The following is a 26499-nucleotide window of genomic DNA, read 5'->3' on the forward strand; positions in this document are numbered from 1 at the left end:
GAGGCATTCGGAAGGCGTCGGCCCCGCTTCAGCCGAGCGCCACGTCCAATATCATCATGACGGCGAATCCGGCCATCAGGCTCATCGACGCCATGCTTTTATGACCGTGCTCCTGCGAACTCGGAATGACTTCTTCGGCGACGACGAAAATCATCGCGCCCGCCGCGAAGCTGAGCGCATAAGGCAAGAGCGGCTCGATGAACAGGACGGCGGCCGCGCCGACAACGGCGGCGATCGGTTCGAACATCCCCGACAGCTGGCCGTAGAAAAAGCTGCGTCTGCGGGACATTCCTTCCCGGCGAAGCGGCATCGCCACAGCAGTGCCTTCCGGAAAATTCTGAATGCCGATGCCGAGCGCCAGCGCGAGGGCGCCGCTCAGCGAGGCGCCGCTCAGATCGGCCGCTACAGCCCCGAAGGCGACGCCGACCGCGAGCCCTTCGGGAATGTTGTGCAGCGTAATCGCCAGCACGAGCAACGTGCTGCGGCGGTTCATCAGCGGCCCGGTACGAGTGCCGGCCGTCACGGGCGCGTTCGGATGCTCGTGCGGCAAAAACCGGTTGACGAGCCACAGAAACACGCCGCCCAGCATAAATCCCGTCGCTGCGGGAATCCAGGCGGGCAGCGGCCCCTCTTCTCCCATCTCGAGAGCGGGAGCGAGAAGCGACCAATAGCTGGCCGCAATCATGACGCCGCCGGCAAAGCCGAGCATCGCGTCCATAAACCTTTCATTGACAATGCGCGTGAAAAAAACGAGCGAGGCGCCCACCGCCGTCATGAACCAGGTGAACAGCGTGCCCGCAAGCGCCTGCGTCACCGCACCTTGCGAAGCGAACCAGTCCCACATGCTCCATCATCAGCCCCTTTTCCTATCTGCTGCTCACCGCACGCCGCGGCTGGACATCGCCAGAGCCGCATTGACCGGCGGCGCCTGCAGCAGAAGCAACTTCCCTTTCGTTTACTAACGAAACCGAATTTCAGTACTTACGTCATTCTTTCGCTTCGATTATAGTAAAAAGAGCATGATAAAGTCTATTTCTTAGATCCCGGAGGTATGATATGGTTTATTCGGCAAACGAGAAACGCTACGACAGCATGATTTACAACCGCTGCGGCCGGACAGGTCTGAAGCTGCCCGCCATTTCCCTCGGACTGTGGCATAATTTCGGCGGCATCGACACATTCGAGAACGGCCGTGAGATGATCCGCTATGCATTCGACCGCGGCATTACGCATTTTGATCTGGCCAACAACTACGGTCCGCCCCCGGGCTCCGCGGAAGAGATGTTCGGCAAGCTGCTGAAAAGCGACCTCGCTCCTTATCGGGACGAGCTGATCATTTCGACCAAGGCGGGCTATTACATGTGGCCGGGGCCGTACGGGGAGTGGGGCTCCAAAAAATATCTCGTCGCCAGTCTCGATCAAAGCCTGAAACGGATGGGGCTCGATTATGTCGATATTTTCTACTCCCACCGGTTCGACCCGGAAACGCCGCTTGAAGAGACGATGATGGCGCTGGACGGCATTGTCCGGCAAGGAAAGGCGCTTTATATTGGCATTTCCAGCTATGATCCGGAACAGACGCGGCAAGCGATCTCCATTCTTAAGGAACTGGGCACGCCGCTTGCGATTCATCAGCCTTCCTATTCGATGCTGAACCGTTGGATCGAGGACGGACTGCAGGACGTGCTCGACGAGCACGGCGTCGGCAGCATCGCGTTCTGCCCGCTGCAGCAAGGGCTGCTCACGAACAAATATATACAGGGCATTCCAAGCGATTCCCGTGCGGCCAAGCCGTCGGGGGCGCTGCGTGAAAGCGACGTGAACGAGCGGACTCTCGCCAAAGTCCGCAAGCTTCGCGAAGTAGCCGAGTCGCGCGGCCAGTCGATCGCCCAGCTTGCCCTCGCCTGGGTGCTGCGCGGCGGACGCGTCACCTCGGCGCTGATCGGCGCAAGCCGCGTCAGCCAGATTGAGGAGAATCTGGGCGCGCTGAACAATCTGTCGTTCTCGGCGGAAGAGCTCGCGAAAATCGACGAAATTTTGAGCGAGTAAGCCGGCGCGGGACCTGCGGACGGTGCATTGCTTCGCCTCTGCGGGCGGTGCATGATTTCTATTCGCCCGCATCGCGGCCGAAGCGCACCTGCAGGGCTCTATCCGACCGAGGCGTACCAGCGGCGCGGTCTTTAGCGTACCTGCCGTACCAGCAGGTCCCGATCCACTAGCGCCACACAAAAAAACGGCATTCCCGTTGAAGGAGATGCCGTTTCGCATCAACTCGACGCCGTCGTCAGAAGCTCGGCGAGCGTGCGCACCATGACGCCGGTTGCGCCTTTCGGCTCCCAGCCGCGGCTCTTGTCCAGATAGGCCGTACCGGCAATATCCAGATGCACCCAGGGCTTTTCCTCGGCGAACTCGCCGATAAAGAGCCCTCCGGTAATCGTTCCCGCTTTGCGGCCGCCTGTATTTTTCAGATCGGCCGCATCGCTTTTCAACTGCTTGCGATACTCGCGATAGGACGGCAGCGGCCATATTTTTTCCCCGGTGCGGAACGAGGCGCGCATAATATTTTGCAGGAAAACTTCGTCGTTGGATACCGCGCCCGTCGCCACATCGCCAAGCGCTACCGTAACCGCTCCGGTCAGCGTCGCGACATCGATCAGCCGCGTAGCGCCCCGGCGGATCGCCGTCGTCAGGCCGTCGGCCAGCACAAGCCGGCCTTCCGCATCGGTATTCACCACCTCGACCGTCAGACCGTTCATCATGCGGATGACGTCTCCCGGCTTCAGCGCCCGGTCGGACGGCATATTCTCCGCGGCGGCAATAACGGCGACAACATTGACCGCCGGCTTCAGCTCGCCAATAATTTGCATGGCGCCCAGCACAGCGGCCGCGCCGCTCATATCCGAGATCATGTTCTCCATGCCTTCGGCCCGCTTCAGCGATATGCCGCCGGTATCGAACGTAATGCCTTTGCCGACCAGTCCCCATCTTTCGTTATTTCCAGGCGCGCCCTCGTAATGAAGCACAATCATGCGGGGCGGGTTGACACTTCCTTGGCCGACGCCAAGCAATCCGCCCATGCCTTGCTCGGCCGCGCTCCATTCGTCGAGCACCTCGCATTCCAGTTCGTAGCGGGCCGCCAGCTCTTCGGCCTGCTCGGCCAGCCCTTCCGGCGTCAGCTCATTGCCCGGCGTATTGATCAGATCGCGCGCATAGCAGACCGCCTCCGCAAAAATCCGTCCGCGTTCGATCCCTTGCTTCCATAACTCGGCCCGCTTTCCGTCTTCCGCATCCCCTGCGACGGCAAATACGACGGTCGTCTCGGCCGGCTCCGCCGCTTCCTCGCGTTTGCGCGGCTGGCGCTCATATGCGCCAAGCACCCAACCTTCGACCAGCGCCTGAAACGCCTGCGACGGCTCGCATTTGGATGTGCCGTCCACGGTCTTGGCCGGCAGCACGACCTGTACCCGATCCGCCTTCAGCCGTTTGACCGCCTTCGCCGCGGATGCCGCGGTCAGGCGGAGATCGTCGGCCGCATCGTCCAGACCGGCGAAGATGACGTAATCCGCCGGAAGGAGTCCGAATGTCGGCATCGTCTCCGTCTCGCCCGGCTCGGCCTTGAACAATCCTTTGGCGTACGAATTGCGAAGCGCGTCATCGATTTGCGGGTGAACCCATTCGGCGGCTTCCGCCGCCTCCCGCTGCAATTCGGATTTGGCGACCGGCCGGACAATCGCGGTTGCCCCTTGCGCCGAACCGGCCGAATCCAAACGGAATTCAAACTTCATTCTTCTACCTCCTCGAAACGAAAAGAATCGGGCTTTCTTCCCCGATTCTAACCATTTACATCAGCATTGGCAAATAAATATTGAACTCGGTCCCTTCCCCCGAAAGGCTGTTGACCCGTATCGACCCGCCGTGGTTGCGGATAATGCGATAGCTTACGGATAATCCGAGTCCGGTCCCGGCCTCCTTCGTCGTAAAAAAAGGATCGAACAACCGATTCATCGTCGCCCGGTCCATTCCTTTACCGTTATCGCGAACCTTAATTTCCACGTATCGTCCCTCGCTGCGCGCCGACAGATCGATGCGGCCGCGTCTTTCCCCTTTGACGTCCTCGATCGCGTCCATCGCGTTGCGGAGCAAATTGAGCAGCACCTGCTTGACTTGCTTGACGTCGATCGATACTTTCATCTGATCGTATGTTTCGACATGAATATCGCAATTTTTCATCAGCGCTTCGCTTTCGGTCAGCAGCGTCACTTCCTTGAGCAGCGCGTCGACCTGAATCTCCTGCTTCATCGGAGCGGACGGCTTGGACGAATTGAGAAATTCATAAATAATGTCGTTCGCCCGATCAATTTCCGCGACGATAATGCGGGCGTATTCCTCCTTGCCGAGCTGCTGCAAATGCGGGCGAAGCAGTTGGATGAAGCCGCGGATGGAGGTGAGCGGATTGCGAATCTCGTGGGCGATCGCCGCCGCGATCTTGCCGAGCATCGCCAGCTTGTCGTTCTGATAGGCGGTCTGTTCGATTTGCTTGTACTCCGTCACGTCCTTGACGCTGATCAGATAGTCGCCGTCCAGTTGATCGCCGTAGGTGACCGTGACGAGCAGATGTCTGTCGCTCGCATCCTGCAATTCATAGTAACGGCTCCGTCGCAGAAACATCTCTTTGTAAAGCCGCAAAATCATCCGCTTCGTTCCCCGCTTCAATTGCGGATGAAGAAGAATTTCGCGTATCGTGCAGCCGACCAGCGTCTTGCGGGGAATATCCAAAAGCTTGGCCATTTGCAGATTGATGAAAGAGAGGATGCCGTCTCCGTCAAACAGCGCAATGCCGCTGTCCATATGCTGCAGAACATTTTCGTACTTGTTTTTGACCATGACAAAAGAACGGTGGGATTGGAACAGCATTTCGCGCATTTCAGTGTATTTTTGTTCGGTAGATTTCTCGGGGTAGTTGCGGAAACGGTACGCGACCATCAATTCGATAAGAAAAATAAACGACCGGTTGTACAGTTGCAACGCTTCTTCTGATTCGACATTGGATACGAGCGTGTGCATGCATTCTTCGTGAATCGCGATAATTTCTTCCGGATGGATATCGTCCAGCAGCTTGCCCAGCTCCGCCGCCTCGTATAACGACGCTTCGCTGCCGCTGCGTATGTATTCGGCAAGCGTTGGAAAATAACGCTTACGAATCGCTTGCATCAATCATTCCTCCCCGGCAGCAAGCACGGACGAGGCAATCAACGCATCCCCGCAATGGGATGGTATAAGCCATTTGCGAGCGGTCGTCAGTGTCCACCTTATTCGATCGTTCTTAACCTCCAGAGCGTCGACTAATCGTTCGGCCCATGCCGAATCGAGTCTGCTTGGGCCTCTGTGATGCTCATACAACCGAACCTCTATCCCCGCTTCCTGCTTTCCTTTGCAAACCGGCTTGATGACCAAATGACCCTGTTCCGGCAGTTCAATCAGCTTTAACGACAGTTCCGAGATCGCAAATGCGATTCTGGTCTGTTCGACCAGTCCGAATCCAAGCGCTCTGGCAATCTCTCGCCCTTTTTGGCGGGCTTTGATTACGTCTGCTGGCTTTCTGATATGGATGATGTCCATACATTCATCGCCTCCGCTCTCATCGCCTGCATACTATTAAAACTGACAATCCTTAATGTACACCTATCATAGAATTATCGCGCAAGAGGTGTCAACCGGAAAAACTGTCGAATTTTGTTTTTATTGTTAGCGTTTTACAATCGAGCGGAAGCCAAAAACGAGGTCGCAAATTGTTGTTTTCATGCCTTTTCTCATCGGCCTTGACGGCATATCGTTCCGAATTCCCAGATAATGGACGGCGGGCGATGCGTCATTTGTCGATTTCCGACTAACATCGTCGGTTTTCATTGTCTTTGTCCTCGTCATGATGGCCGTCTTTGTTCTCCCGATCCGTCTTTCGCTCCTTTGTCTTCTCCTTATCCAGATCAGAATGACGGCGGCTATCGTGATCCTGGGGAATGCCGGCCGGCCTGAAGTATTCTTTTCTTTCCGCATCGTCCTTTGCTTTCCGCTCCCTGCCCTCACAACAAGCCTCACGGGCTTTCTTGCGAGCTTCTTCGGCCTTCTCTTTGAATGCCTCACGGGCTTTCTTGCGAGCTTCAGCTTTCTCTTCGAACGCCTCCCGGGCTTTCTCGCCGACCTTACCGTTAACGTTGTCTTTATTCTGGATGTTTTTATTCTGCGCCGGCCTATTATTCTTCGAATGTTCGCTCGTTTTCTTGTCCGGCTTCAGCCGGACTTGACGCAGATCCGTATCCTGCTGGCGATTTTCCGTTTGCTTCTGCCCGTTCTTTGCCGTTCCTGCTTTCGCCCCTTGCGCATCCCGCCCGGTTTCTTTCCGGTCTTTCTCCTTCTTGTCGTCCTGTCGCGCTTCTCCTGTCTTCTGCGGCGGCTGTGCCTCTTTCCTGCCGAGCTCTTCCTTCGCGTCCGCCGGTTCGGGAGCGGCGGAGGCTATACCGGCCGACGGCTGCTTGCCGTCGTGTTCCGCTTTGGCGCCGGCCGTATCGCTTCCCGGATTAGCCTCTGCGGCCGTATGTTCCGACTCCAGCATCAGCCTCAACGCTTCCTTGGCCGAATCGTCCGTTCCGGAATGAATCGAGTTTTTCACTATCGCTTCGACGCCGCCCCATTCCGCGGCAATATCATGAATCGAAGTCGTCTTCAGTTCATCGATCCGCAAATCTTTGCCCTGGTATTTCGCCATCAGGTACAGCGCCATTCGCCCCGCCGATACGCCGTTTTGCTGGGCTTCATCCCGCAGCTCCTTCGGCGCATGGAGCGTCGTGAGCTGTATTTCCATCGACTCGTCCGCGAATATTCGCCGTATCGACTCGCGCACGGCATCGTTCACTTTGTCGGTCAATGCCAGTTCATAACCGGACTTGGCGGCGATGTCGGCGTCGACGACAATGCTCGTAATGACGATCTCTCCGCCGAAAGCGCGCGAAAAGCTCGTCTCTGCGACCCGTTCCATGACGACGGCGGCCACTTGCTCGACAGGTTTTCCTTTATAGGCTTTAGATGTGATGCTCGATACAACCTCGGCTCCGCTGTCGTTCAAACCGCGCAATTCCCATACCCGATCTTCCCGATCGATGCCGATTTCAATACTCGGATTGATATCCATATTCAAATAGGCGACAATCGGCTGCGCCGAGGTATGAGGGATGAAGGCGAGCGGCAAGGCAAGCAACAGCAGCAGCGCCGCGGCAGCTGCGGTATAAAACGGACGGCGGGATCGTGCGGAAGCGGGAGAAATGGCGATTTCCTGTCCGATTTGACAAGCCCCGGTCCGGCGCACTTTGCGGAATTCGCCATCACGGGTAATTACAATCAGATGCCGCTTGCCAAGCTGTACTACGATACCGCTTCTCATGTTCCTACTCCCTCCGCCGATTGTTCAGGCTGCAAATAAGCTTGTAAGTAAGGATATTTCCCGTCAAAAATGAGCGCGACCGCAATCAAATATTTGCGGTTTCGCTCTACTGTCTTGCGCGAAACGCCGGACAGCGCCGCCAGTTCCTTGACGGGCAGGCGTCCCTTTTTGCGCAGCGCCTCGAACAAGGGCCTCTCCTCGCAAAGCCGCTTGCCAATCTCAAACAACATTAACCGGGAATCCGCGTGCTTGGGCGAAGATTCCGCCAGCTCCTCGAACGAAATGCCGAACTCGGCCAGCTTGCGGCTGTATTCTTCGATTTCAAGACGGCGTTCCTCGGCTTCCCGCTCCAGCTGAAACCGCTCCAGCGCCTGCTGCGTTTCGATCGGATTGAGCGTCTGCTGGTCCTCATCCTCCGCATCAAAGCTGCTGTAAGGCACCAGATTCGCATGGCGCTGTTCCTTGCGTACGTGATCGATCAGCCTCCTCCGTATAACCGTCTCCGCGAAGCCGAGAAATGAACGGCCCGCATCCTTGGCGTACTGTTGAATCGCCTCGTTAAACGCGGCAAGCGCGACGCTGAACTCGTCGTCGCGCGACGGATCGATATATCGTTTGCAGAACTTGCTCGTCACTTTCGCAATATACGGCTGATATTCAGCAATAAATTGATCTCTAAGGCTGTCGTCCCCTGCCTGAATGCAGTTGACGATCTCTTCCGGCGTACTCTTGTTTCGCTTTCCCGCCGATCCGGCGGAACCGGTCTTGCGTAAAAAGCGTTTAAACAAAACGAGCAGCAACCGTTCCACCCCACATTCACACCATTCGTCCGGGCAACGTCAAATCGGTCGGCCAGCGAAACGAAATGAAAAAAACTCGTTCGATCTCCCTGCGACAAACGGACACTTGCTTCAAACCATAGAAAAAAAGCCTCCGGAAGGAGGCTGTAAATTCAGCAATAGCCTTCAGAGGTACGGCGCTGACGAAGCTTATTGCGCCGGCCGTTCAACACGCCGAGCCGCTTCTTCAACTCGTCCTGCCACGCCTGGTCGTTCAACTGTTTCGCGAAAATAAGAAGATCCAGCGCCATATCGATCTGGCTTGTCACCACATCCATCGGATCCTCGTTCTCGTTATTGACGCAATTCTCGAATATCCCCTTGTCTTCCTTATCGACATAATCTTGAAAATCGATTTCGGAAGCGCCGTCCCCATGCGCGTATTCAGCCAAAATTTCGTACTCGTTCTCGATCGAATGATGAATTTCGACTCTGTGGCATACGGGACAGAACAAAATCGGAACGTTATGAATATGAGTCCGGTAATGCTTCAATGTGCCTTTTGTTCCGATCATACTGGCTCCGCAGCAGAAGCTCATCGGGAGATTCCCTCCTTTTCCTCGGTCCCGGTCCTTCGCCTGAAACAGGACGCTGCTGCTTTCTTTTACTTTTATTCGCTGCAAGCACCTGAAATTCCTGCTGACAAATCTTTTCAATTATAAAGAAGAAACCCGGACCTGCACGGTCCGGGTTTCAGAAATGTAATAGTTCCAAACGATTACTTCGCGACCAGATGCTTATCCCCAGGCTTCCAGTTCATCGGGCACAGACCGCCGGATTGGAGAGCTTGCAGCACGCGAAGCGTCTCTTCTACGCTGCGGCCTACGTCGTTGTGGTTGACAACTTGGTATTTCAGTTCGCCTTCCGGATCGATGATGAACAAGCCGCGCAATGCAACGCCCTCTTCTTCAATGAGTACGCCGTAATCTCTCGCGACGTTCTTCGTAATATCGGAAGCAAGCGGGAAGTTCAGCTGACCAAGACCGTTCTCGCTTACTGGCGTGTTGATCCAAGCGCGATGGCTGTGCTTGCTGTCCACGCTTACGCCGAGAATTTCCGTATTCAGCGCCTTGAACTGCTCATAAGCTTGGCTCAGCGCGGTAATTTCCGTCGGACATACGAACGTGAAGTCCAGCGGATAGAAAAACAGAACGAGCCATTTGCCTCTGTAGTCGGAAAGGGATGCCGTTCCGAAATCTTGACCGTTCCCCAGCGCCGTTTCCATGGTGAAATCCGGAGCCGGACGTCCTACCAAACGTTCTGCCATAATAGTAGCCTCCTTGTCGCATAATTGCGTTAATTTTTGAAAATGTCACCGGCGTGTGACTTGTCCGATATAAATCGTACCACTACAATAGAAAGCAGTCAAGATTGAAATCGTTTCTTAATGATATTAATTATAATTTATGGATATTCCGTGTCGCGCGTTTATTTCTTCATCGCATTGACGATCAGATCGCCCATGGCCGAAGTGCCGATCGCTTGGCTCTTGTCGGCCGCGATGTCGGCCGTACGGTGTCCGGCGTCCAGCACGGCCTTGACCGCGTCTTCGATCGATTGCGCGGCATCCGCATAACCGAACGTCAGCCGGAACATGAGCGCAACGGACAGTATCGTCGCGATCGGGTTGGCTACGCCTTGTCCGGCAATGTCGGGCGCGGAGCCGTGAACCGGCTCGTAGAGGCCGAAGCTGCCTTCGCCCAGCGACGCCGACGACAGCATGCCGATCGAGCCGGTCAGCATGGCCGCTTCGTCGCTCAAAATATCGCCGAACATATTTTCCGTTACGATGACGTCAAAGCTGGAAGGACGGCGCAGCAGCTGCATCGCGCAGTTGTCGACAAGCACATGCTCCAGCTCCACGTCCGGGTATTCTGGCGCGATCCGGTTCACCACTTCGCGCCACAGGCGCGACGTTTCCAGCACGTTCGCCTTGTCGACCGAAGCCAGCTTTTTGCGGCGCGTGCGGGCAATGTCGAACGCCTGACGGACGATGCGCTCCACTTCCCGGACATTGTAAACGCAAGTATCGACCGCTTCCTGGCCGTTTTCGCCTTCGCGGCGGAACTTCTCGCCGAAGTAGATGCCGCCCGTCAGCTCGCGGACGACGATCAGGTCCGTGCCTTCGAGCACTTCCGGCTTCAGCGTGGACGCTTCTTTCAGGCAGTCGAAGATGACCGCCGGACGGATGTTCGAGAACAGGCCGAGCGCTTTGCGAATGCCGAGAAGCCCCGTCTCGGGACGCAGCTCCTTCGGATTGTTGTCCCATTTCGGCCCGCCGACGGCGCCCAGCAGCACGGCATCGGCGCGGCGGCACATGTCGAGCGTCTCTTCGGGCAGCGGCGTACCTTTTTCGTCGATGGCGATTCCCCCGAACAGGCCGTGCTCCGTCTCAAACCGGTAACCGAACAGCTCCTCCGTCTTCTTCAGCACTTTCAACGCCTCGGCCACCACTTCGGGGCCGATGCCGTCCCCGGCGATTACCGCGATCTTTTTCACATCTGCCATATCTGTGCTCCTCTCCCTCTTCGCAAACTTCACAAATATCTGCCGGATATTCAAGCTGGCGACCGCAGATCAGATCAGGCTCATCTTGTCCCGCCGTCCCGGCGTCTTCCGCTTCTCGATCAAGCGGTTCAAAGCGTCCACATACGCGCGGGCGCTCGCTTCCAGAATGTCCGTGCTGACGCCGCGCCCCTTCGCCGACACTTCGTCCTGCCTGAGCGCCACATGGACTTCGCCGAGCGCATCCTTGCCGTGCGTAACCGATTTGATCGAGTAATCCTCGAGTTCCACCGTCTCGCCGGTCAACGCGTCGATCGCGTTGTAGATGGCGTCTACCGAACCGTTGCCTTCCGCCGTTCCCTGCAGCAGCTTATCGCCTTCGACGCGAATGCCGACCGTCGCGCTCGGCGTCGAACGGTTGCCGTAACGGACTTCGATCGTATCAAGCGCATACACTTCCGGCGTATCGACAATTTTCTCTTCCAGCAGCGCGCGGATGTCTTCGTCGCTGACGTCCTTTTTCCTGTCGGCCAGATCCTTGAATTTCGCAAATGCGGCGTTCAGCGCTTCTTCTCCCAGATCGTAGCCGAGGTCGATCAGCTTCTCGCGGAAGGCGTGGCGGCCGGAATGTTTGCCGAGCACGAGCTTGGATTCTTTCAAGCCGATCGTCTCGGGCGAAATGATTTCGTAGGTCGTCTTCTCCTTGAGCATCCCGTCCTGGTGAATGCCGGATTCGTGCGCGAAAGCGTTCGCGCCGACGATCGCCTTGTTTCCCGGAACGGCCATGCCCGTCAGCTTGCTCACCAGCCGGCTCGTTCTGGCGATTTCTTTCAAATTCAGCGTCGTCTTGGCCTGGAACACATCGGAGCGGGTTTCGAGCGCCATCGCCACTTCCTCCAGCGCCGTATTGCCGGCGCGTTCGCCGATGCCGTTGATCGTCCCTTCGATCTGGTCGGCGCCGTTCAGTACGGCCGCCAACGCATTGGCCGTCGCCATGCCGAGATCGTCATGACAATGCGCGCTGAGCTGAATCTTCTCGATGCCCGGCACTTTCTCCCGCAGCGTCTTGAAAATGTTGCCGAACTCAAGCGGCGTCATATAGCCGACCGTATCGGGAATATTGACGACCGTCGCGCCGGCGCGAATCGCCATTTCCGTTACCTGGCACAGAAAATCCAGCTCCGTGCGGCCCGCATCCTCCGGAGAAAATTCGATTTTGTCAAAATACTGCTTCGCGTAACGAATCGCCCGTTCCGCCGTTTCCAGCACCTGCTCTTTTTCCATGCGCAGCTTGTATTTCCGGTGAATCGGAGACGTCGCCAGAAACAGATGCAGACACGGATCTTCCGCGCCCTTCAGCGCTTCGCGGGCGGCATCGATATCCTGTACGCGCGAGCGGGAAAGACCGATAACCGTCGCGTTCTTTATCGCTTTCGCGACCGCGTTCACCGATTGCAGGTCGCCGGGCGACGCCGCCGGAAATCCGGCTTCGATCCGGTCGATGCCGAGCTTCTCCAGCTGAAGCGCAATCTCAACCTTCTCTTTTGTGTTCAGATTGACGCCGGGCGACTGCTCGCCGTCGCGAAGGGTGGTGTCAAACAAATAGATTTTTCGCAAGTGACGCACCTCCAGGAACAGAATGACCCGGACGCGCACACGCCTTCGCACCTTCCCTCGTTAAGAAAGAAGCGCGAAGGCTTGTATAGTCCGGGATATCGGCTTGCTCTACGATTTTTAGACTATGACGCGGCGGCCGGAATTATTTCTTGATCCAGTGCATCAGCTCGCGAAGCTGGCTGCCAACCTGCTCGATCGGATGCTCCGCTTCGCGGCGGCGGGTTGCCGTGAGCACCGCGCGGTTCGACTGGTTCTCCAGAATGAAATCGCGAGCGAAGCGGCCGGATTGGATATCTTCCAGCACGCGCTTCATTTCTTTCTTCGTCTCTTCCGTCACGATGCGGGGACCGGTTACATAGTCGCCGTATTCCGCCGTGTTGGAGATCGAATCGCGCATGCTGGCCAAGCCGCCCTCGTACATCAGGTCGACGATCAGCTTCAGCTCATGCAGACATTCGAAGTATGCCATCTCCGGCGCATAGCCCGCTTCGACAAGCGTTTCGAAACCGGCTTTGACGAGCGCGCTCGTGCCGCCGCAAAGTACGGCTTGCTCGCCGAACAAGTCCGTTTCGGTCTCCTCGCGGAACGATGTTTCGATGACGCCTGCGCGGGTGCAGCCGATACCTTTGGCATAGGCAAGGCCGATGGCGAGCGCATTGCCTGTCGCATCCTGCTCGATCGCGATCAGGCCGGGAACGCCGAAGCCTTCCACATACGTGCGGCGCACCATATGGCCCGGCGATTTCGGAGCAACGAGCAGCACGTCCGTGTCTTTGTTCGGCACGATTTGGCCGAAGTGAACGTTGAAGCCGTGGGAGAACATCAGAGCCGCGCCTTTTTTCAGATTCGGCTCGATCTCTTCCTTGTATACTTTGGCCTGGGTTTCGTCAGGCATCAAAATTTGTACGACATCGGCCAGTTTTACCGCTTCGGCGACCGACAGCACCTCGAACCCGTCGTTTTTCGCTTTCTCGGCCGATTTGCCCGGGCGCAGACCGATGATGACTTTCAGGCCGCTGTCGCGCAAGTTTTGCGCTTGGGCGTGGCCCTGGCTTCCGTACCCGATAACGGCGATCGTTTTTCCGTGCAGCGCGCTAAGCTCTGCGTCTTTTTCGTAGTACATTTTTACTGCCATATGAATGAATGCCTCCTTATAATATATGGACCCTTTTGAGCGGGTGGGCAAGGTGGGAACATCCGTTGCCGTTCCCCGCCTTGCACTCCCGCTCAAAGGCGGGTCGCCCTTTGCGAAGCGATAGGAATTTCTCAACCGCAAACCGCACGCGGACGCGTTAGCGGTGGCCGCTGCGATTCATCGCGGTGACGCCGGTGCGGCACAACTCGCGTATGCCGTAAGGCTTGAGCAGCTCGATGATGGCGTCGATTTTCTCGGTGTCGCCGACGGCCTGCACGATAACGGTCGACGGACTGATGTCGACGATTGACGCGCGGAACGTTTCCACAACGCCGAGAATTTCCGGGCGGGCGGACGGCTCGGCGTTGACTTTGATCAGCGCCAGCTCGCGCGCGACCATCGGCGCGGAGCTGACGTCGACGACCTTGATGACGTCGATCAGCTTGTATAGCTGTTTGGAAACTTGCTCCAGCGTCTTGTTGTCGCCGGTCGTGACGATGACCATCCGGGAGAGGCCGGCTTCCTCGCTGGCCCCTACCGTGATGCTCTCGATATTAAAACCGCGTCGGCCGAACAGGCCGGATACCCGCTGCAGAACGCCCGGCTGGTCATTAACGAGAATGGCGATCGTATGCTTGTTCATTCCGCATCCCCCATGATCATTTCATCGATCGTGTTTCCTTGGGTGACCATCGGATACACGTTCTCCTCTTTGCGGACGACGAACTCGACGACGGCCGGTCCGGGATGACGGAGCGCCGCTTCCCAGGCGGAACGGGCCTCCTCCTTGTTCGTCGCCCTGAACCCTTTGACGCCGTAAGCTTCGGCCAGCTTGACGAAATCGGGGCTGCCGGCCAGATCGATATGGCTGTAGCGATTGTCGTAAATAATTTCCTGCCATTGGCGCACCATGCCGAGCACCTGATTGTTGATAATCGCGACTTTGACCGGGATGTTGTTAATGGCGCAGACCGCCAGCTCCTGGGCGCACATCTGCATGCCGCCGTCGCCGTTGATCGATACGACGAGCCGGTCGGGATGCGCCATCTGGGCGCCGATCGCAGACGGGAAGCCGAAGCCCATCGTGCCGAGACCGCCGGAGGTGATCCACGAGCGCGGCTTGTTGAACCGGTAAAATTGCGCCGCCCACATCTGATGCTGGCCGACGTCCGTCGTGACGATCGCGTCGCCGCCGGTCGTATCGTGAATCATCTCGATAACCCACTGCGGTTTCAGCTCGGTGTCGGAATCTTTATATTTCAGCGGCACTTCTTTCTTCCATGCCTGCGTCTGCGCCCGCCAGGCGTCCGCCTTGGCCGCCGGCTTCGCCTCGCGGTTGATGATCGTCAGCACGGTCTTGATATCGCCGACGATCGGAATATCCGTCGGCACGTTCTTGCCGATCTCGGCCGGATCGATATCGATATGGGCAATCTTGGCGTTCGGCGCAAAGCCGCTCAGCTTCATCGTCACCCGGTCGTCGAAACGGGCGCCGATATTAATCAGCAAATCCGCCGCCTGGATCGCCTTGTTGGAGGCGTAAGTGCCGTGCATGCCGGGCATGCCGAGCCACAGCTCGTGTCCGCTCGGGAATCCGCCAAGGCCGAGCAGCGTCGTCGTAACCGGAATATTGGTTTTCGTCACAAATTCATACAGCTCTTCATGGCCCCCGGAGTAGATGACTCCGCCTCCGGCCAGGATGAGCGGACGCTCGGCTTCCGCGATCGCTTGCAGCAGCTTGTCGATCTGCGGCTTGTGCGGCACAACGGTCGGATTGTAGCCGCGAATGTTGACCTCGGTGACCGGTTGGAACAGCGCTTTCGCGGCGGATACGTCTTTCGGTATATCGATCAGAACAGGACCTTTGCGTCCCGTATTGGCGATATGGAAAGCTTCGTGAATAATGCGCGGCAAATCTTCAACCCGGCGCACCAGGTAGCTGTGTTTCGTGATCGGCATCGTAATGCCGGTGATGTCCGCTTCCTGGAAAGCGTCCGTTCCGATGGCGCTGGTGGCCACGTTTCCCGTAATTACAACCAGCGGCACCGAATCCATATAGGCGGTAGCGATGCCCGTGACCAGATTCGTCGCTCCCGGTCCCGACGTGGCGATGCAGACCCCGACCTTGCCGCTGGCGCGCGCATAGCCGTCGGCCGCATGTATGGCGCCTTGTTCGTGACGGGTGAGCACATGGTGAAAGTCCTTGAAGCCATGCATGGCGTCGTAAATGTACAGAACCGCTCCGCCCGGGTACCCGAACACGCATTCCACGCCTTCGAGCACAAGGCTTCGAAGCAGCATTTCCGAGCCCGTTATCACTTCGGGCTTCTTCATTCTTTCGATGATTTCTTCTTTTGACTTCAGCGTTGCACTTTGCGTGACCATCAGTCGTCCTCCTTTCGTAAAAACAAAAACCTTTCGCCTCGGGCGCCTATGCCAGCGTCCGGGACGAAAGGTTAATCTTCCGTGGTACCACCCACCATTTGCTACGCACCTCGCAGTGCATAGCCTCACCAGGTATGAAACGATCCGTCGTTCATACCTTTAGCACGGTAACGCGTGCCTCGCGATTCCCCCTAATAAGCCTTGAAGCGAATGCTTGGGCCGTTCAGGGAAACAGCTCCGAGGTGAGCTCGTCGAAAAGGGATTTTGGCGCCGGTCGCAGCATATCCGAACGCTCTCTGAGCAAAAGAGCCCTTATCACTTCGTCCTCATCATTGCCGATGTCGTATTAGCTTAGAACCAATTATATGCCTTGGCCGACAGTTCGTCAAGGATTAGGTTGGCTTCGGAACCAAAAACTTATGTGTGCCAAGTGCCGCGAACGAACGGCGCCGTGCCGGCATAAAATACACCAGCCCTCGCGGCGGAACTACATTGCCCGGAGACGGAAGGCGCTTCGGCGCTGCGCTCCGCATGAATGGAAGTGACCTTCATGATTCGGCTTCGGCAGCCTCGAAGCGACGATAAGGAAATTATGCGGCTCATCCGTTCGGAACTGATCCCGTACTCCCACACCGCCCAGACCGACGTGGCGCTCACGATGCGCGGGCTGCCCAAACGGCTGCGTCAAGGCGTGACGTTCGTCGCCGTCCGGCGGCGTTCCGATCCCCTGATCGGCTTCCTTCACGTCGTCGTTCTCGGAAACGTTCTGTATATCGACATGCTCGCCGTCCACCCCGACCACCGCGGAAGCGGCTGGGGAAAACGGCTGATGGAATACGGCGAAGCGTACGGCATATCGCGGCAATGCTCGACCGCGCGGCTGGTTGTGGACGAATCGAATCCGGGAGCGCAGCGGTTTTACTGCCGCATCGGCTACCGCGTCGGCGGATACGATCCGCATATTCGCTGCCGCAACATGTTCAAGCCGCTTAATGCCAAGCCGTCCCCCGGCCAGGAAACCCGAGGCGGCGGTGGTGCCGGCAACAGTGATCCGGCCGGTTAATAATACGGATTTTTGTATCCGTATGGGACGCCGCCGAATCCCCCTCCGTAAGGTCCTTGCCCGTAGGGGCCGAATCCCGGGTTGTATCCTGCTTTAAATCCCGGGCCGTACCCATTGCCAAATCCAGGACCGTATCCCGATCCGAAGCCCGGGCCGTATCCCGGGCCGAATCCTGGACCGAACCCCGGGCCGAAAGCGTAAGGAAGCGTGCCGATCGCGAGCAAATCGAGCAGAACAAGCGGTAATATCGCTCTTACGGCAACTTGCTTGCCGTCCTTCGGGCCGAAAGGCCTGAGCATCAGCCGGTCGCCGCTGACGCGGACGAGCTTGCCGGTAACAACCGAGCCGTCCTTCCGGACCGCATAGATTGATTTGCCGATCAGCTTGCGGGCTGCCGCGCTTGAAACCCCGCGCATGCAAATCCCTCCTTTCCCGTAATTCTATACCGTATTCAGAAAGAAGGGATCACGTCTGTATCATTGTCCCGCAAGCCGAGCGGAACTATCCGCCATTGCCGGACCGCATATATCTTTCCGATTTGCGCCCGTACGCGCGTCGTACCGTGCGGCATCCGGGATGCGAACATTTGTTCTGTTCAAATAGCGGGGTTCATGCTACAATATGGACAAGCGCAGCGCTTTCGGCTGGCGGCAGCAGCGGCGGCCAACTTCCCGCAGGGAAGGAGTGATGCCGGTGGACGTATATCAAAGTTTATCGCTGATGATATCGTTTGCGACGCTTGTCCTGCTTATTCTCACATCATCAAACAAAAAGAAATAGACCGTCCCGTGCCAGGATTCCGGTCTATTTCCCGATGCCGCTCCTTGCCGCCCGCCGGCGGCAGGCTGCGTCCAACGGAAGCCGGCGGCCGCCGGCTTCCGTCCGATGTCTAGGTCTATCATACCATTTTCGAGGCGAACAGACAATGAGAAAAAAGACTGCCGCAGCCCTGGCGCGAATGCACGGCGGGCCGGCGGCAGGCCTTTCATGCGGCAGCGCCGTTCCGGTCGACGGAACGGCGCTGCCGGACAAGTCCGAACGGATCGGACTTAAGCGTTGATTTTTTCCTTGGCGATACCGACGAGCGAATTGAACGAGTTGATGTCGTTCACTGCCATATCGGCCAGCATTTTGCGGTTGACTTCCACGCCGGCCAGCTTCAGGCCGTGCATAAATTTGCTGTAGGACAGACCGCTTTGGCGGGCGGCTGCATTGATCCGTACGATCCACAGCTTGCGGAAGTCGCGCTTCCGCTGACGGCGGTCGCGATAAGCGTAGAGCATCGATTTCATCACTTGCTCTTTCGCCGTTTTAAACAATCTATGTTTGGAACCGAAGTAACCTTTCGCGAGCTTCAAAATTCTTTTCCGACGACGTGCGCGGACAAAGCCGCCTTTCACTCTTGCCATTGATGGAAACCTCCTGTAGGTTGAATAAAGTCGATAACTGCGGACGAATGATTCCCGTCCGTCTTCGCGTATGCTATTTCAGATTGGCCAGACCTTGCTGCAGACGGCGCTGATCTCCCTTGGCCAACAGCGGCTGCGTGGAGAGAACGCGCTTCTGGCGCGCGGATTTTCCGGAAAGCAGATGGTTTTTGTACGCTTTGAACCGTTTTACTTTGCCGGTCCCGGTAATTTTAAAGCGGTCTTTCAGACTGCTGTGAGTTTTCATTTTAGGCATGTCAATATATCCTCCTTAAAGAGCTTGCGTTAGTTTTTGGGAGCCAGAATCATAATCATGCTGCGGCCCTCAAGCTTCGGCATACGTTCGATGTTGCACAGCTCGGCGACGGCTTCTTCCTTGGCCAGCCTGTCGAGAATCCGCTGTCCGATCTCCGCGTGGGTAATCTCGCGCCCCCGAAACCGTACGGATGCCTTCACCTTGTCGCCATCCTTCAGAAACTTCACCACATTGCGAAGCTTCGTCTGGTAATCATGCTCCTCGATATTCGCGCGGAACCATACTTCCTTCAGATCGACGATCTTCTGATTCTTGCGCGCTTCCTTTTCTTTCTTCTGCTGCTCATAGCGGAATTTGCCGTAATCCATAATCCGGCATACAGGCGGTTTGGCCTGCGGAGCAACGTTGACCAGGTCCATATTCATGTCGATCGCCATCTGAAGCGCTTCGCGCAGCGGCTTGATTCCGATTTGCTCCCCGCCCGGACCGACGAGACGAACCTCTCTGGCACGAATCTCGTCATTGATTTGATGTTCCCTGCTAATGTCCTGCCACCTCCAAGCATAATTTCCATAAATTCGCTGCAAAATTACTGCAAAAAAATGCGAGCCCGCACGGACCCGCATCCCATGAACCGATTGATGACACGATCCGGCGAAGGATCGCTCTCCAAAAGTCAACAGTCGCAACCAGCCGGCATTGCCGGTCAGGTGAGAAGCGGGCGCCTCTGCTTGTGCGTAAACATATAACACTGCCAAAATAATATACCACAGCTGCCGACCAACTGTCAACGCGTTTTTGCAGATCCGTCATGGCGCCGCCGTGCCCTTATCCGCCGCGGCTTCCCGAATCGTCCGCGCGGTTGCGATTGAGGCTCGCCGGTTTTCGCTTGCGCAAACGTCAGCCTTTTACGCTGCCCGCCGTAAGGCCTTCGATTATTTTTTTCTGAAGAAAGGTATAAATAACGAGAACCGGAACGACGCTGTACACGATGCCGGTGCAGACAAGCGCATAGTTGGTCTGGAAAGCGTCGCGAAACCCTACCATGCCGGTCGGCAGCGTGCGCAGCGAATCTTTGCTCAAAAAGAAGTTCGCCAGCAAATATTCGTTCCAATTTCCCAGGAAATTGATAATAAACACGGTCACAAGCGCGGGAACCGTAAGCGGCAGCACGATTCGCAGAAACAGCCCCGGCGCGCGCAGCCCGTCGACGATCGCCGCCTCTTCCAGCTCCCCCGGAATCGAGCGCATGAACGCCGCGATCAGCAGCACGCTGAGCGGCAGCGCGCCGGCCGTATAAGGCAAAAACAACGACCAGTGCGTATTCAGAATGCCCATGTTGCGCACGAGCAAGTATTGCGCGATAAACAGGACGTTGCCTGGAATCAGCATGCCGATGAGCACATATTGGTAGATCCAGCGGCTGACCGCCTCGAATTTCATGCGCACCAGCGCAAAGGCGGCGGCAGCGGCGAGCAGCACGCCGACGGCTGCGGACGAAAGCGACAAATACAGGCTGTTCCAAAAATAAACGTTGATTTTCGCCTTCACCCAGGCCTCCTTGTAGTTCTCGAACGCCCATGTTTTCGGTAAGCCGAACGGCCTCATCGCAATCTCGACGTTGTTCGCTTTGAACGAAGAAAACAGCACGAACAGGAACGGAAGCAGGATGACCGCCACATACGTCAACATGACGGCATGAGGGAACGCTTTTTTGATTGCCGCCGGCATCAGTATTCAATCCTTTCCTGTCTTCTCGCGATCAGGATCTGGTACAGGGCGGTCAATACGAGCGCAATAACGAAAATGATGATCGAAAGCGCCGTACCGTAGCCGTATTCCCCGTATTTGATCGCCTTGTTGACCATGTAGGAGGCCATCACTTCGGTCGCTCCGGCCGGTCCCCCGCCCGTCATGACCAGCACGATGTCCACGACGCGCAGCGCTCCCGCGATGGACAGCATGATGACGACGTTGATCACCGGCTTGATCAGCGGCACCGTCAAATGCCACGCCCGCTGCACGCCGGTCGCGCCGTCGATTCCGGCCGCCTCGTCGATATCTTTCGGGATTGCCAGTATCGCCGCCAGCATCAGCACGATATAAAAACCGACCCACTGCCAGGCATTCGTAATCAAAATCGCGAACATCGCCCACTGCGGCTCCGCCAGCCAGTATATCGGACCGGCGCCGAACAACTTGAGCAAATTGTTGAGCAGCCCGACATCGGGATCGTAAATATAGCCCCATAAAATGCCGATCACCGAGGTGGACAGAATGGACGGCATGAACACGGTCGTTTTGTAGAATCCCTGCAAACGTCTGACGCCGGCGATGACCAAAGATAGGACGACAATGAGCGGCACCTGTACGCAGCAGGAAAACAGCAAAATATAAATGTTGTTCAAAATGGAGGAGCGAAATTCGGGATCGCTGAAAGCCGCAACGAAGTTGTCCAAGCCGATAAAGTTCGGTTTGCTCAGACCGTCCCAATCCGTAAATCCGTAATAAACGGACATGAGCATCGGATAAATGAAAAACAGAAAATAAAGCGCGATCGCCGGCAGGACAAACATCAGGTAAACATATGGATTGCGAAGCGCGTTTTTCACAGGCATTCCTCCGCCGTCGTATAATGTCCGACGCGGAAGGAGCCGCCCGCGACCGGGCGGCTCCTTCTCGCAGGCCGTTTTATTCCGCTGCTGCGGCCGCGTTCTCGGCGTCCTGCACCTTCTGGATGGCGTCGGCCGCCTCCTGCGGCGTCACGTTGCCGGCAATCAGCTTTTGCAGCTGCGTTTCGGTCTCGGTGTACACCTTCGACTGCACGACCGAGTCGAAGTGCGGGAACGTCGCGCCCGCGCCGTTCAACACGTCCAGCACCTGCTTGACGAGCGGATCGCTTACCTGCGCGACGGACGCCTCCGACAGCTTCATCGAAGGCAGTACGCCATCCTCCAGCAGACCGCGAAGCTGCATTTCGTCGCTGTACATGTTTTTGATGAAAGCTTTGACGGCCTTCAGCTCATTGTCGTTCAAATCGGCGGAGAAGCCGTACCCTTCGCCGTAATTGGCGTTGACGGACGTCTGATCGCCCTTGCCGTTCGGCAGCGGCGGCAGCGACACGAACGCGACTTTGCCGGCGACGGCCGCCCCGACGGCGTCGTTCTTGAACGCCGAGGAGCGCCACGAGCCGTCGAACATCATCCCCGCCTTGCCGGCGACGAAATCGTTCAGCATATCTCCGTACTCCTTGCCCAATTCGCCTTTGGTGAAATAGCCTTTATCCACCCATTCTTTATACAGCGTATAAGCGGCCACGACGTCCGGCGAATTCCATTTTGCGGCGCCCGTCGTGAATCCCGTGATCGTCTCCGGCCCGGCCAGTCTGCCGATAAACGTATTGATCGTCATGTTCGGCACCCATGCGCCCTTGGAGCCGACGGCAAACGGCGTAATGCCGTTTTCCTTCAGCGTGTCCGCCGCCTTGATCAAATCGTCCCACGTCGTCGGCGGGTTCAGCCCAGATTGCTGGAAAATGTCCGTATTGTAGAAAATGCCTTCGGCGTTGCCCCCGATGGGCAGGCCGTATACTTTGCCGTCGACCGAGAACGGATCGAGCACGTTGAGGAATTTGTCCTTGAGGCCAAGCTCCTCGAGAATCGGCGTCAGATCGAGCAGCCGTCCCGCCTTGGCGTACTTCTGCGCATCGCCCGCGCCGCCGAAGAGGGACATGATCTTCGGAGGATTGCCTGCGGCCATCTCGGCCGGCAGCTTCGTAAACCGGTTGACGCTGTCTTCCAGGCCGTCCAGCTCGAATTTCAGGCCCGGCACTTCTTCTTCCGTTTTCTTGACGACGTCGTCGAGAATCGCTTTCCGAAATTTCTGCGGCTCGCCAATCTGGATATGACGTAGAGACATCGTAAATTTCTCCACCTTGTCCGTCGAGCCGGATTCGCCCGAGGAAGCCGGCGGGCTCGAGCCGGTATCGGTGCCGCCGGTGGAGGACGGATCGCTGCCGCCTCCGCCGCATCCGGCCAATAGTGCGGATAAAGCGAGCGTTGCGGCCAGGACGAACGTACATGTTTTCTTCACGCTTTGGACCCTCCTTAAAGATGTTAGGGGTTTTGCTGCCGTACTTTCATTGTAAAGGGCAACGGCGCCGAAGTAAGTGCGTCATTCCGATAAAAAAGGGATACAATCGTCTTCACAGTCCCGTTCCGTATAGACGGGCGTCCCGTTCGAAGGAATGACGCTCGTTCGTCCCCGCACTCGCAGGAAAGGTCCGGGGGACAAAAATCTGCGGGGAGGGCAGGGATGGCGAAGATGGGCCGGTATCCGCCAAGCGGCCGGTTAAGCTGGCGGCAAATGCAAAAGAGCCTCTCTCCGCTCTCGATTGCGGGGAGAAGCTCTTCTGCCGCATACGCCGGCGCGGCTGTCCCGTTGTCTGCCGGGCACGCCCTGCGGCCGGGCCTCGTACAGGCCGCGGAAAGGGGCTCATATGCGGTTGACCGCCGCCATGCGGCGAGCCGGGAGCCTGCGCTGCGCTTTCGTCAGGTGCGGCTCCCGCGCGGATAGGGGCCGATCGTGACCGGCAGGACGCCGCGAGCCGGCAATCGCCCCGACAGAACGCCGGCCAGCGCGTTCATCATCGTCGGTTTATTCTCGTAGGTGCATAGATAAAGCGGAACCTCCGGCACCGCCAACAAATCGTAAGGCGTTCTGGCCGCGACGAGCGCGAAAGCTTTGTCCGGCAGTTCGTTCAGTTTGCGGATCAGCGCAATCTGGCCGGGCGAAAATGCCGCGTCATAGGAGACGAACACGATCGTGTCGGCCTTCGCGGCCGCGCCAAGCGCGGCGGCAGCCTCGCTTTCCGCCGGGTCGAGCCCGATCCGCGTTTCTTCCGCCGCATAGCCTTCGTCCTTCAAGGCGGCGGCCAGCGTGCACTCCTGTTCGATTACCTCGACAACCTCGGTGCTCACTCGCGGTTCCGCCCATACGACCAGCGTACGGCCGCCGCGATCAAGCGGCAGCCGTTCTCCGCCTTTCACAACCGTTACCGCCGCTTCGGATATACGGATGGCCGTCTCCTGCGCAGCCGAGTGCACTTCCGCCCCCGCAGCTTCCGCCCCCGCAGCTTCCGCCCGCTGCGGTGCGGAGCCGGAGCCAGACTGTCGGATAAGTCCCCTGCGCTCCTTCAGCAGCCATACCCGCTCGACCGCCTCGTCAATGCGGGAGAGCGGAATCTCGCCGGCGAGCACCGCGTCGTGTACGGCTTCAAGCGCCGCCAACTGGCGGTCCAGACGGTGGCTGACCAGCACCAGATCGGCCCCTCCTTTGACCGCTTCCACCGCGCCTTTCGCCACGCCGATCGTTTCGGCGATCGCGTTCATTTCCAGGCAGTCCGTCACGACGACGCCCCGGTAGCCGAGCCGTTCGCGAAGCAGCCCCGTCAGAATGCGCCGGGACAAGGTGGCCGGGATATGATCGGGCTCATACGCCGGGAACACGACATGAGCGGTCATAATGGCGTCGACCCCGGCCGCGATCGCCGCCCGGAACGGCAGCAGCTCGACTTCGTCGAGCCTCTCCCGCCCATGCGGAACGACGGGCAGTTCGAAATGGGAATCGGCGGCCGTATCGCCGTGTCCGGGAAAATGCTTTGCGACCGCCGCCACGCCGCTGTCCTGATAACCTTGCAACGCCTTCACGCCCAGCAGCGCAACGGCGGACGGATTCTCGCCGTACGAACGCACCCCGATGACCGGATTGTCCGGGTTGTTGTTGACATCGAGACAAGGCGCCAAATTCATGTTGATGCCGACCGCTTTCAGTTCGGCCCCCGACCGCCGCGCAGCCTCGTATGCGAGCTCAGGGTCGCCGGCCGCCCCGATAGCCATTGCGCCCGGCATGACGGTAACGCCCTCCTCCAGCCGGACCACCATCCCGCCCTCCTGATCGATAGCGGTCCATAGCGGAACGGCTGCCAGCTCCTGAAGCTCCGCCGACAAAGACGCGACCTGCCGGGCGTCCCGCAAATTGCGGCGGAAATAGACGACGCCGCCGATGCCGTACTCCGCGATGAGCCTCGCGATTCCCGGCGTCGGCCGGCAGCCGTCGAAGCCGCAAATGAACAGCTGCCCGATCTTTTCCTTTAATCCCATCTCACGCCATGATTGCGCTTTTTTGGTCATCATTCATTTCTCCTTGTTGTTCCAGCCGGAAAGTACCGGCTTGTCATGACGCCGATGCGACATCTCGCGGTACTCCGACGGAAGCATGCCCGTATATTTGCTGAACACGCGCGTAAAATAGCGGCGTTCCGAGTAGCCGACCATTTGTCCTATCGCCGTTACGTTTTTGTCGCTTAAAGCCAGCAGCGATTTCGCCATCTCCATCCGCTGTCTGGTGACATATTCCACGAAAGTCTCGCCGAAATGCTGTTTGAACAGCAGGCTGAAATAACTGCCGCTGATACCGAGGTAGTCGGCCAGCAGATCGATGCTCAAATCCGACGACAGGTTGCGTTCGATGTAATCTTTGGCCGCCAGCATGAGCACGTCGCCCGTTTTCTTTTTCATCACGCTGTCGATGGACCGGTCGATCAGCCGGTTGATGATCGCCAGCGTTTCGCGGATGCCGGGACTGCAGTCGATTTGGCTCCAGTATTCGGCTTCTTCGTCCCTGCCGATGACGTCCATCGCCCGCATCTCCCGCAGCAGATGAAGGCAGACATAATGCAGAATCGGCCCGATCCGCTCGAACGATCCGTCCGGCAGCCGGCGGAAACTTTCGTTCAGCTCGCGCAGCGCGGCTTCCGTTCTCCGCCTGTCGCAGCGTTTGAGCCCCGTAACCATCTCTTCGATCCGGTCCCACAAGCGCTGCGTCTCCTCCCCGCCGACGCGGCGGAACTCGGGCACGATAACGCTTCCTTCCGCGCCGGAGCTCAGATGCAGCGAGCGCTGCAAATGCTTGTAGGTCTTGGCCAGCCGGTCGAGCGGGACAGAGACCGGATGCAGCGCCATGCGGGTGTCCAGCTTGAGATAGAGGCCGATCTTCCGGCGCAAATTTTCGGCCCATGACGTGCATTCGTTCCGGTCGAACGACTCCGGCGGCACCCGTTCGACCAGCACGCACCATTCCCCGCCGCGCACCTGCAATACAGCGTGCGGAACTTCAAGATCGGCAAAATGCTCCTGCACAATGTTGCGCACCGCGAAGTTCCACAGCTTGCGCTCCCGCTCGTCCCACCGGATATCCCGTCTGGAATAGTCCCCGATATCGATAAGCAGCATCGCAAACGCCAAATTTTCTTCCGACAGTACGCTGAGCTTGAGAAACGGCCCGGCCGTCCCGTCTCCGATATCGACCAGCAAATCGTACAGCGCCTTTTCGTAAGCGAGCCGGTACATCTGCCGCCATTCCTGCTGGATCGTCTGCCGCTCGGCGTTTCGCTCGCGGATGCCGGCCGCGAGCCGCCCAATCGTCCGGGTCAGTTCCTCGTAGTCGATCGGCTTCAGGACATAATCCCTCACTTCATAGCGGATAACCGACCGCACGTAGCTGAAATCCTGGTAACCGGTCATCATCATGACCTCGGCGTCGGAGTCGAATTCCCGCAGCGCGCCCAGAAATGCGATCCCGTCCATGACCGGCATGCGGATGTCGCACAGAATGAGATGCGGACGGTGCTCGCGGGCCAGCTCCAACGCGATTTCCCCGTTTTTGGCAAGGCCGACGATCTCCGCGTTCAATTCCTCCCAAGGCACGACAGCCTGAAGATTTTTCAAAATGTTGATTTCGTCGTCGACCAGCAAAATCTTCAGCTTCATGGCTCATC

Annotated in this window: 27 protein-coding genes; 5 read left to right on the forward strand and 22 right to left on the reverse strand. The window is 57.7% G+C overall.

The features are described from left to right. Positions 1–28 precede the first annotated feature (28 nt). Entirely contained in the window at positions 29–844 is an 816-nt protein-coding gene (locus ABEV74_RS16280) for a ZIP family metal transporter (protein ID WP_430147556.1), read from the reverse strand. A gap of 212 nt (positions 845–1056) precedes the next feature. Here ABEV74_RS16280 and mgrA point away from each other — a divergent pair, with 212 nt between their 5' ends. Beyond that, positions 1057–2049 carry an L-glyceraldehyde 3-phosphate reductase gene (mgrA, locus tag ABEV74_RS16285; protein ID WP_062494926.1) on the forward strand — a complete coding sequence of 331 codons (993 nt, stop codon included), beginning with the start codon at positions 1057–1059 and terminating at the stop codon, positions 2047–2049. A gap of 218 nt (positions 2050–2267) precedes the next feature. Here mgrA and ABEV74_RS16290 read toward each other — a convergent pair whose 3' ends face one another. From ABEV74_RS16290 to ilvB, 12 genes are all read right to left on the reverse strand, one after another. Continuing rightward, a complete protein-coding gene (locus tag ABEV74_RS16290; RefSeq protein ID WP_430147560.1) occupies positions 2268–3785 on the reverse strand; it encodes a leucyl aminopeptidase in 1518 nt (505 codons plus the stop codon). 55 nt (positions 3786–3840) lie between these two features. Next, positions 3841–5211, reverse strand: a complete 1371-nt coding sequence (locus ABEV74_RS16295) for an ATP-binding protein (RefSeq protein WP_430147563.1) — start codon at positions 5209–5211, stop codon at positions 3841–3843. A 3-nt stretch (positions 5212–5214) separates the two neighbouring features. Further along, positions 5215–5619, reverse strand: a complete 405-nt coding sequence (locus tag ABEV74_RS16300; RefSeq protein ID WP_430147566.1) for an ATP-binding protein — start codon at positions 5617–5619, stop codon at positions 5215–5217. A gap of 268 nt (positions 5620–5887) precedes the next feature. Next, on the reverse strand, positions 5888–7435 hold the full coding sequence (locus ABEV74_RS16305) for an anti-sigma factor domain-containing protein (protein WP_430147569.1): 1548 nt from the start codon (positions 7433–7435) through the stop codon (positions 5888–5890). Further along, a complete protein-coding gene (gene sigI, locus ABEV74_RS16310; protein WP_307860676.1) occupies positions 7432–8244 on the reverse strand; it encodes an RNA polymerase sigma factor SigI in 813 nt (270 codons plus the stop codon). Before sigI ends, ABEV74_RS16305 begins: the two co-directional genes overlap by 4 nt. 143 nt (positions 8245–8387) lie before the next feature. Continuing rightward, on the reverse strand, positions 8388–8813 hold the full coding sequence (locus ABEV74_RS16315) for a hypothetical protein (RefSeq protein WP_062494935.1): 426 nt from the start codon (positions 8811–8813) through the stop codon (positions 8388–8390). A 179-nt stretch (positions 8814–8992) separates the two neighbouring features. After that, positions 8993–9541 carry a peroxiredoxin gene (locus tag ABEV74_RS16320; protein WP_430147572.1) on the reverse strand — a complete coding sequence of 183 codons (549 nt, stop codon included), beginning with the start codon at positions 9539–9541 and terminating at the stop codon, positions 8993–8995. 161 nt (positions 9542–9702) lie between these two features. Further along, positions 9703–10782, reverse strand: coding sequence for a 3-isopropylmalate dehydrogenase (leuB, locus tag ABEV74_RS16325; RefSeq protein WP_430147575.1), 1080 nt, complete (start codon positions 10780–10782; stop codon positions 9703–9705). A gap of 69 nt (positions 10783–10851) precedes the next feature. After that, entirely contained in the window at positions 10852–12396 is a 1545-nt protein-coding gene (locus ABEV74_RS16330; RefSeq protein ID WP_062497148.1) for a 2-isopropylmalate synthase, read from the reverse strand. A 142-nt stretch (positions 12397–12538) separates the two neighbouring features. Beyond that, positions 12539–13531, reverse strand: coding sequence for a ketol-acid reductoisomerase (gene ilvC, locus ABEV74_RS16335; RefSeq protein WP_062494941.1), 993 nt, complete (start codon positions 13529–13531; stop codon positions 12539–12541). 157 nt (positions 13532–13688) lie between these two features. Next, positions 13689–14174, reverse strand: a complete 486-nt coding sequence (gene ilvN, locus ABEV74_RS16340) for an acetolactate synthase small subunit (protein WP_062494943.1) — start codon at positions 14172–14174, stop codon at positions 13689–13691. Then, positions 14171–15916 (reverse strand): biosynthetic-type acetolactate synthase large subunit, encoded by a 1746-nt coding sequence (gene ilvB / locus ABEV74_RS16345; protein WP_430147579.1) that lies wholly within the window; start codon positions 15914–15916, stop codon positions 14171–14173. The genes ilvN and ilvB overlap by 4 nt, the downstream gene beginning before the upstream one ends. 550 nt (positions 15917–16466) lie before the next feature. On the opposite strand from ilvB, the gene ABEV74_RS16350 reads away from it, so the two are divergent. Next, positions 16467–16979, forward strand: coding sequence for a GNAT family N-acetyltransferase (locus tag ABEV74_RS16350; protein ID WP_430147582.1), 513 nt, complete (start codon positions 16467–16469; stop codon positions 16977–16979). Here the strand turns inward: ABEV74_RS16350 and ABEV74_RS16355 are convergent. Continuing rightward, the gene (locus tag ABEV74_RS16355; protein WP_430147585.1) at positions 16976–17395 is read right to left on the reverse strand and encodes a hypothetical protein; all 420 of its coding nucleotides are present in this window, start codon (positions 17393–17395) and stop codon (positions 16976–16978) included. The genes ABEV74_RS16350 and ABEV74_RS16355 overlap by 4 nt on opposite strands. Positions 17396–17666: 271 nt before the next feature. Here ABEV74_RS16355 and ABEV74_RS16360 point away from each other — a divergent pair, with 271 nt between their 5' ends. Continuing rightward, the gene (locus ABEV74_RS16360; protein ID WP_430147624.1) at positions 17667–17759 is read left to right on the forward strand and encodes a putative holin-like toxin; all 93 of its coding nucleotides are present in this window, start codon (positions 17667–17669) and stop codon (positions 17757–17759) included. 145 nt (positions 17760–17904) lie between these two features. Then, on the forward strand, positions 17905–18039 hold the full coding sequence (locus tag ABEV74_RS16365; protein WP_256364498.1) for a hypothetical protein: 135 nt from the start codon (positions 17905–17907) through the stop codon (positions 18037–18039). On the opposite strand, the gene rplT is transcribed toward ABEV74_RS16365, so the two are convergent. The 6 genes from rplT to ABEV74_RS16395 form a co-directional block, all read right to left on the reverse strand. Beyond that, a complete protein-coding gene (rplT, locus tag ABEV74_RS16370) occupies positions 18029–18388 on the reverse strand; it encodes a 50S ribosomal protein L20 (protein WP_062494950.1) in 360 nt (119 codons plus the stop codon). The two genes, ABEV74_RS16365 and rplT, sit on opposite strands and share 11 nt — an antisense overlap. Before the next feature lie 73 nt (positions 18389–18461). Beyond that, positions 18462–18662 (reverse strand): 50S ribosomal protein L35, encoded by a 201-nt coding sequence (gene rpmI, locus ABEV74_RS16375; protein ID WP_062494953.1) that lies wholly within the window; start codon positions 18660–18662, stop codon positions 18462–18464. Between the two features lie 29 nt (positions 18663–18691). Next, entirely contained in the window at positions 18692–19249 is a 558-nt protein-coding gene (gene infC / locus ABEV74_RS16380; protein ID WP_430147588.1) for a translation initiation factor IF-3, read from the reverse strand. Between the two features lie 313 nt (positions 19250–19562). Beyond that, the gene (locus tag ABEV74_RS16385) at positions 19563–20393 is read right to left on the reverse strand and encodes a carbohydrate ABC transporter permease (protein ID WP_430147591.1); all 831 of its coding nucleotides are present in this window, start codon (positions 20391–20393) and stop codon (positions 19563–19565) included. Then, entirely contained in the window at positions 20393–21274 is an 882-nt protein-coding gene (locus ABEV74_RS16390; protein WP_145977267.1) for a carbohydrate ABC transporter permease, read from the reverse strand. Before ABEV74_RS16390 ends, ABEV74_RS16385 begins: the two co-directional genes overlap by 1 nt. Positions 21275–21353: 79 nt before the next feature. Then, complete coding sequence (locus ABEV74_RS16395; protein ID WP_430147594.1) at positions 21354–22754, reverse strand: extracellular solute-binding protein; 1401 nt, start codon at positions 22752–22754, stop codon at positions 21354–21356. A 222-nt stretch (positions 22755–22976) separates the two neighbouring features. On the opposite strand from ABEV74_RS16395, the gene ABEV74_RS16400 reads away from it, so the two are divergent. Then, the gene (locus tag ABEV74_RS16400; RefSeq protein WP_430147597.1) at positions 22977–23237 is read left to right on the forward strand and encodes a hypothetical protein; all 261 of its coding nucleotides are present in this window, start codon (positions 22977–22979) and stop codon (positions 23235–23237) included. Here ABEV74_RS16400 and nagZ read toward each other — a convergent pair. Both nagZ and ABEV74_RS16410 read right to left on the reverse strand, forming a co-directional pair. Then, positions 23213–24856: a beta-N-acetylhexosaminidase gene (nagZ, locus tag ABEV74_RS16405; RefSeq protein WP_430147600.1), complete on the reverse strand. Its 1644-nt coding sequence runs from the start codon at positions 24854–24856 to the stop codon at positions 23213–23215. The two genes, ABEV74_RS16400 and nagZ, sit on opposite strands and share 25 nt — an antisense overlap. After that, positions 24857–26491 (reverse strand): response regulator, encoded by a 1635-nt coding sequence (locus ABEV74_RS16410; protein WP_430147603.1) that lies wholly within the window; start codon positions 26489–26491, stop codon positions 24857–24859. It abuts the gene before it with no gap. Between the last annotated feature and the right edge of the window lie 8 nt (positions 26492–26499).

Origin of the sequence: Paenibacillus cisolokensis (genome assembly GCF_050481165.1) — a bacterium.
GTDB classification, from domain to species: Bacteria; Bacillota; Bacilli; order Paenibacillales; family Paenibacillaceae; genus Paenibacillus_AH; species Paenibacillus_AH cisolokensis.

Bases quoted from the DNA above. Each gene is read 5' to 3' on its own strand.
- ABEV74_RS16280 (WP_430147556.1), bottom strand. From the start codon at position 844: ATGTGGGACTGGTTCGCTTCGCAAGGTGCGGTGACGCAGGCGCTTGCG.
- mgrA (WP_062494926.1), top strand. From the start codon at position 1,057: ATGGTTTATTCGGCAAACGAGAAACGCTACGACAGCATGATTTACAAC.
- ABEV74_RS16290 (WP_430147560.1), bottom strand. From the start codon at position 3,785: ATGAAGTTTGAATTCCGTTTGGATTCGGCCGGTTCGGCGCAAGGGGCA.
- ABEV74_RS16295 (WP_430147563.1), bottom strand. From the start codon at position 5,211: ATGCAAGCGATTCGTAAGCGTTATTTTCCAACGCTTGCCGAATACATA.
- ABEV74_RS16300 (WP_430147566.1), bottom strand. From the start codon at position 5,619: ATGGACATCATCCATATCAGAAAGCCAGCAGACGTAATCAAAGCCCGC.
- ABEV74_RS16305 (WP_430147569.1), bottom strand. From the start codon at position 7,435: ATGAGAAGCGGTATCGTAGTACAGCTTGGCAAGCGGCATCTGATTGTA.
- ABEV74_RS16315 (WP_062494935.1), bottom strand. From the start codon at position 8,813: ATGAGCTTCTGCTGCGGAGCCAGTATGATCGGAACAAAAGGCACATTG.
- ABEV74_RS16320 (WP_430147572.1), bottom strand. From the start codon at position 9,541: ATGGCAGAACGTTTGGTAGGACGTCCGGCTCCGGATTTCACCATGGAA.
- leuB (WP_430147575.1), bottom strand. From the start codon at position 10,782: ATGGCAGATGTGAAAAAGATCGCGGTAATCGCCGGGGACGGCATCGGC.
- ilvC (WP_062494941.1), bottom strand. From the start codon at position 13,531: ATGGCAGTAAAAATGTACTACGAAAAAGACGCAGAGCTTAGCGCGCTG.
- ilvN (WP_062494943.1), bottom strand. From the start codon at position 14,174: ATGAACAAGCATACGATCGCCATTCTCGTTAATGACCAGCCGGGCGTT.
- ilvB (WP_430147579.1), bottom strand. From the start codon at position 15,916: ATGGTCACGCAAAGTGCAACGCTGAAGTCAAAAGAAGAAATCATCGAA.
- ABEV74_RS16350 (WP_430147582.1), top strand. From the start codon at position 16,467: ATGATTCGGCTTCGGCAGCCTCGAAGCGACGATAAGGAAATTATGCGG.
- ABEV74_RS16355 (WP_430147585.1), bottom strand. From the start codon at position 17,395: ATGCGCGGGGTTTCAAGCGCGGCAGCCCGCAAGCTGATCGGCAAATCA.
- ABEV74_RS16360 (WP_430147624.1), top strand. From the start codon at position 17,667: ATGCCGGTGGACGTATATCAAAGTTTATCGCTGATGATATCGTTTGCG.
- ABEV74_RS16365 (WP_256364498.1), top strand. From the start codon at position 17,905: ATGAGAAAAAAGACTGCCGCAGCCCTGGCGCGAATGCACGGCGGGCCG.
- rplT (WP_062494950.1), bottom strand. From the start codon at position 18,388: ATGGCAAGAGTGAAAGGCGGCTTTGTCCGCGCACGTCGTCGGAAAAGA.
- rpmI (WP_062494953.1), bottom strand. From the start codon at position 18,662: ATGCCTAAAATGAAAACTCACAGCAGTCTGAAAGACCGCTTTAAAATT.
- ABEV74_RS16385 (WP_430147591.1), bottom strand. From the start codon at position 20,393: ATGCCGGCGGCAATCAAAAAAGCGTTCCCTCATGCCGTCATGTTGACG.
- ABEV74_RS16400 (WP_430147597.1), top strand. From the start codon at position 22,977: ATGGCGAAGATGGGCCGGTATCCGCCAAGCGGCCGGTTAAGCTGGCGG.
- nagZ (WP_430147600.1), bottom strand. From the start codon at position 24,856: ATGATGACCAAAAAAGCGCAATCATGGCGTGAGATGGGATTAAAGGAA.
- ABEV74_RS16410 (WP_430147603.1), bottom strand. From the start codon at position 26,491: ATGAAGCTGAAGATTTTGCTGGTCGACGACGAAATCAACATTTTGAAA.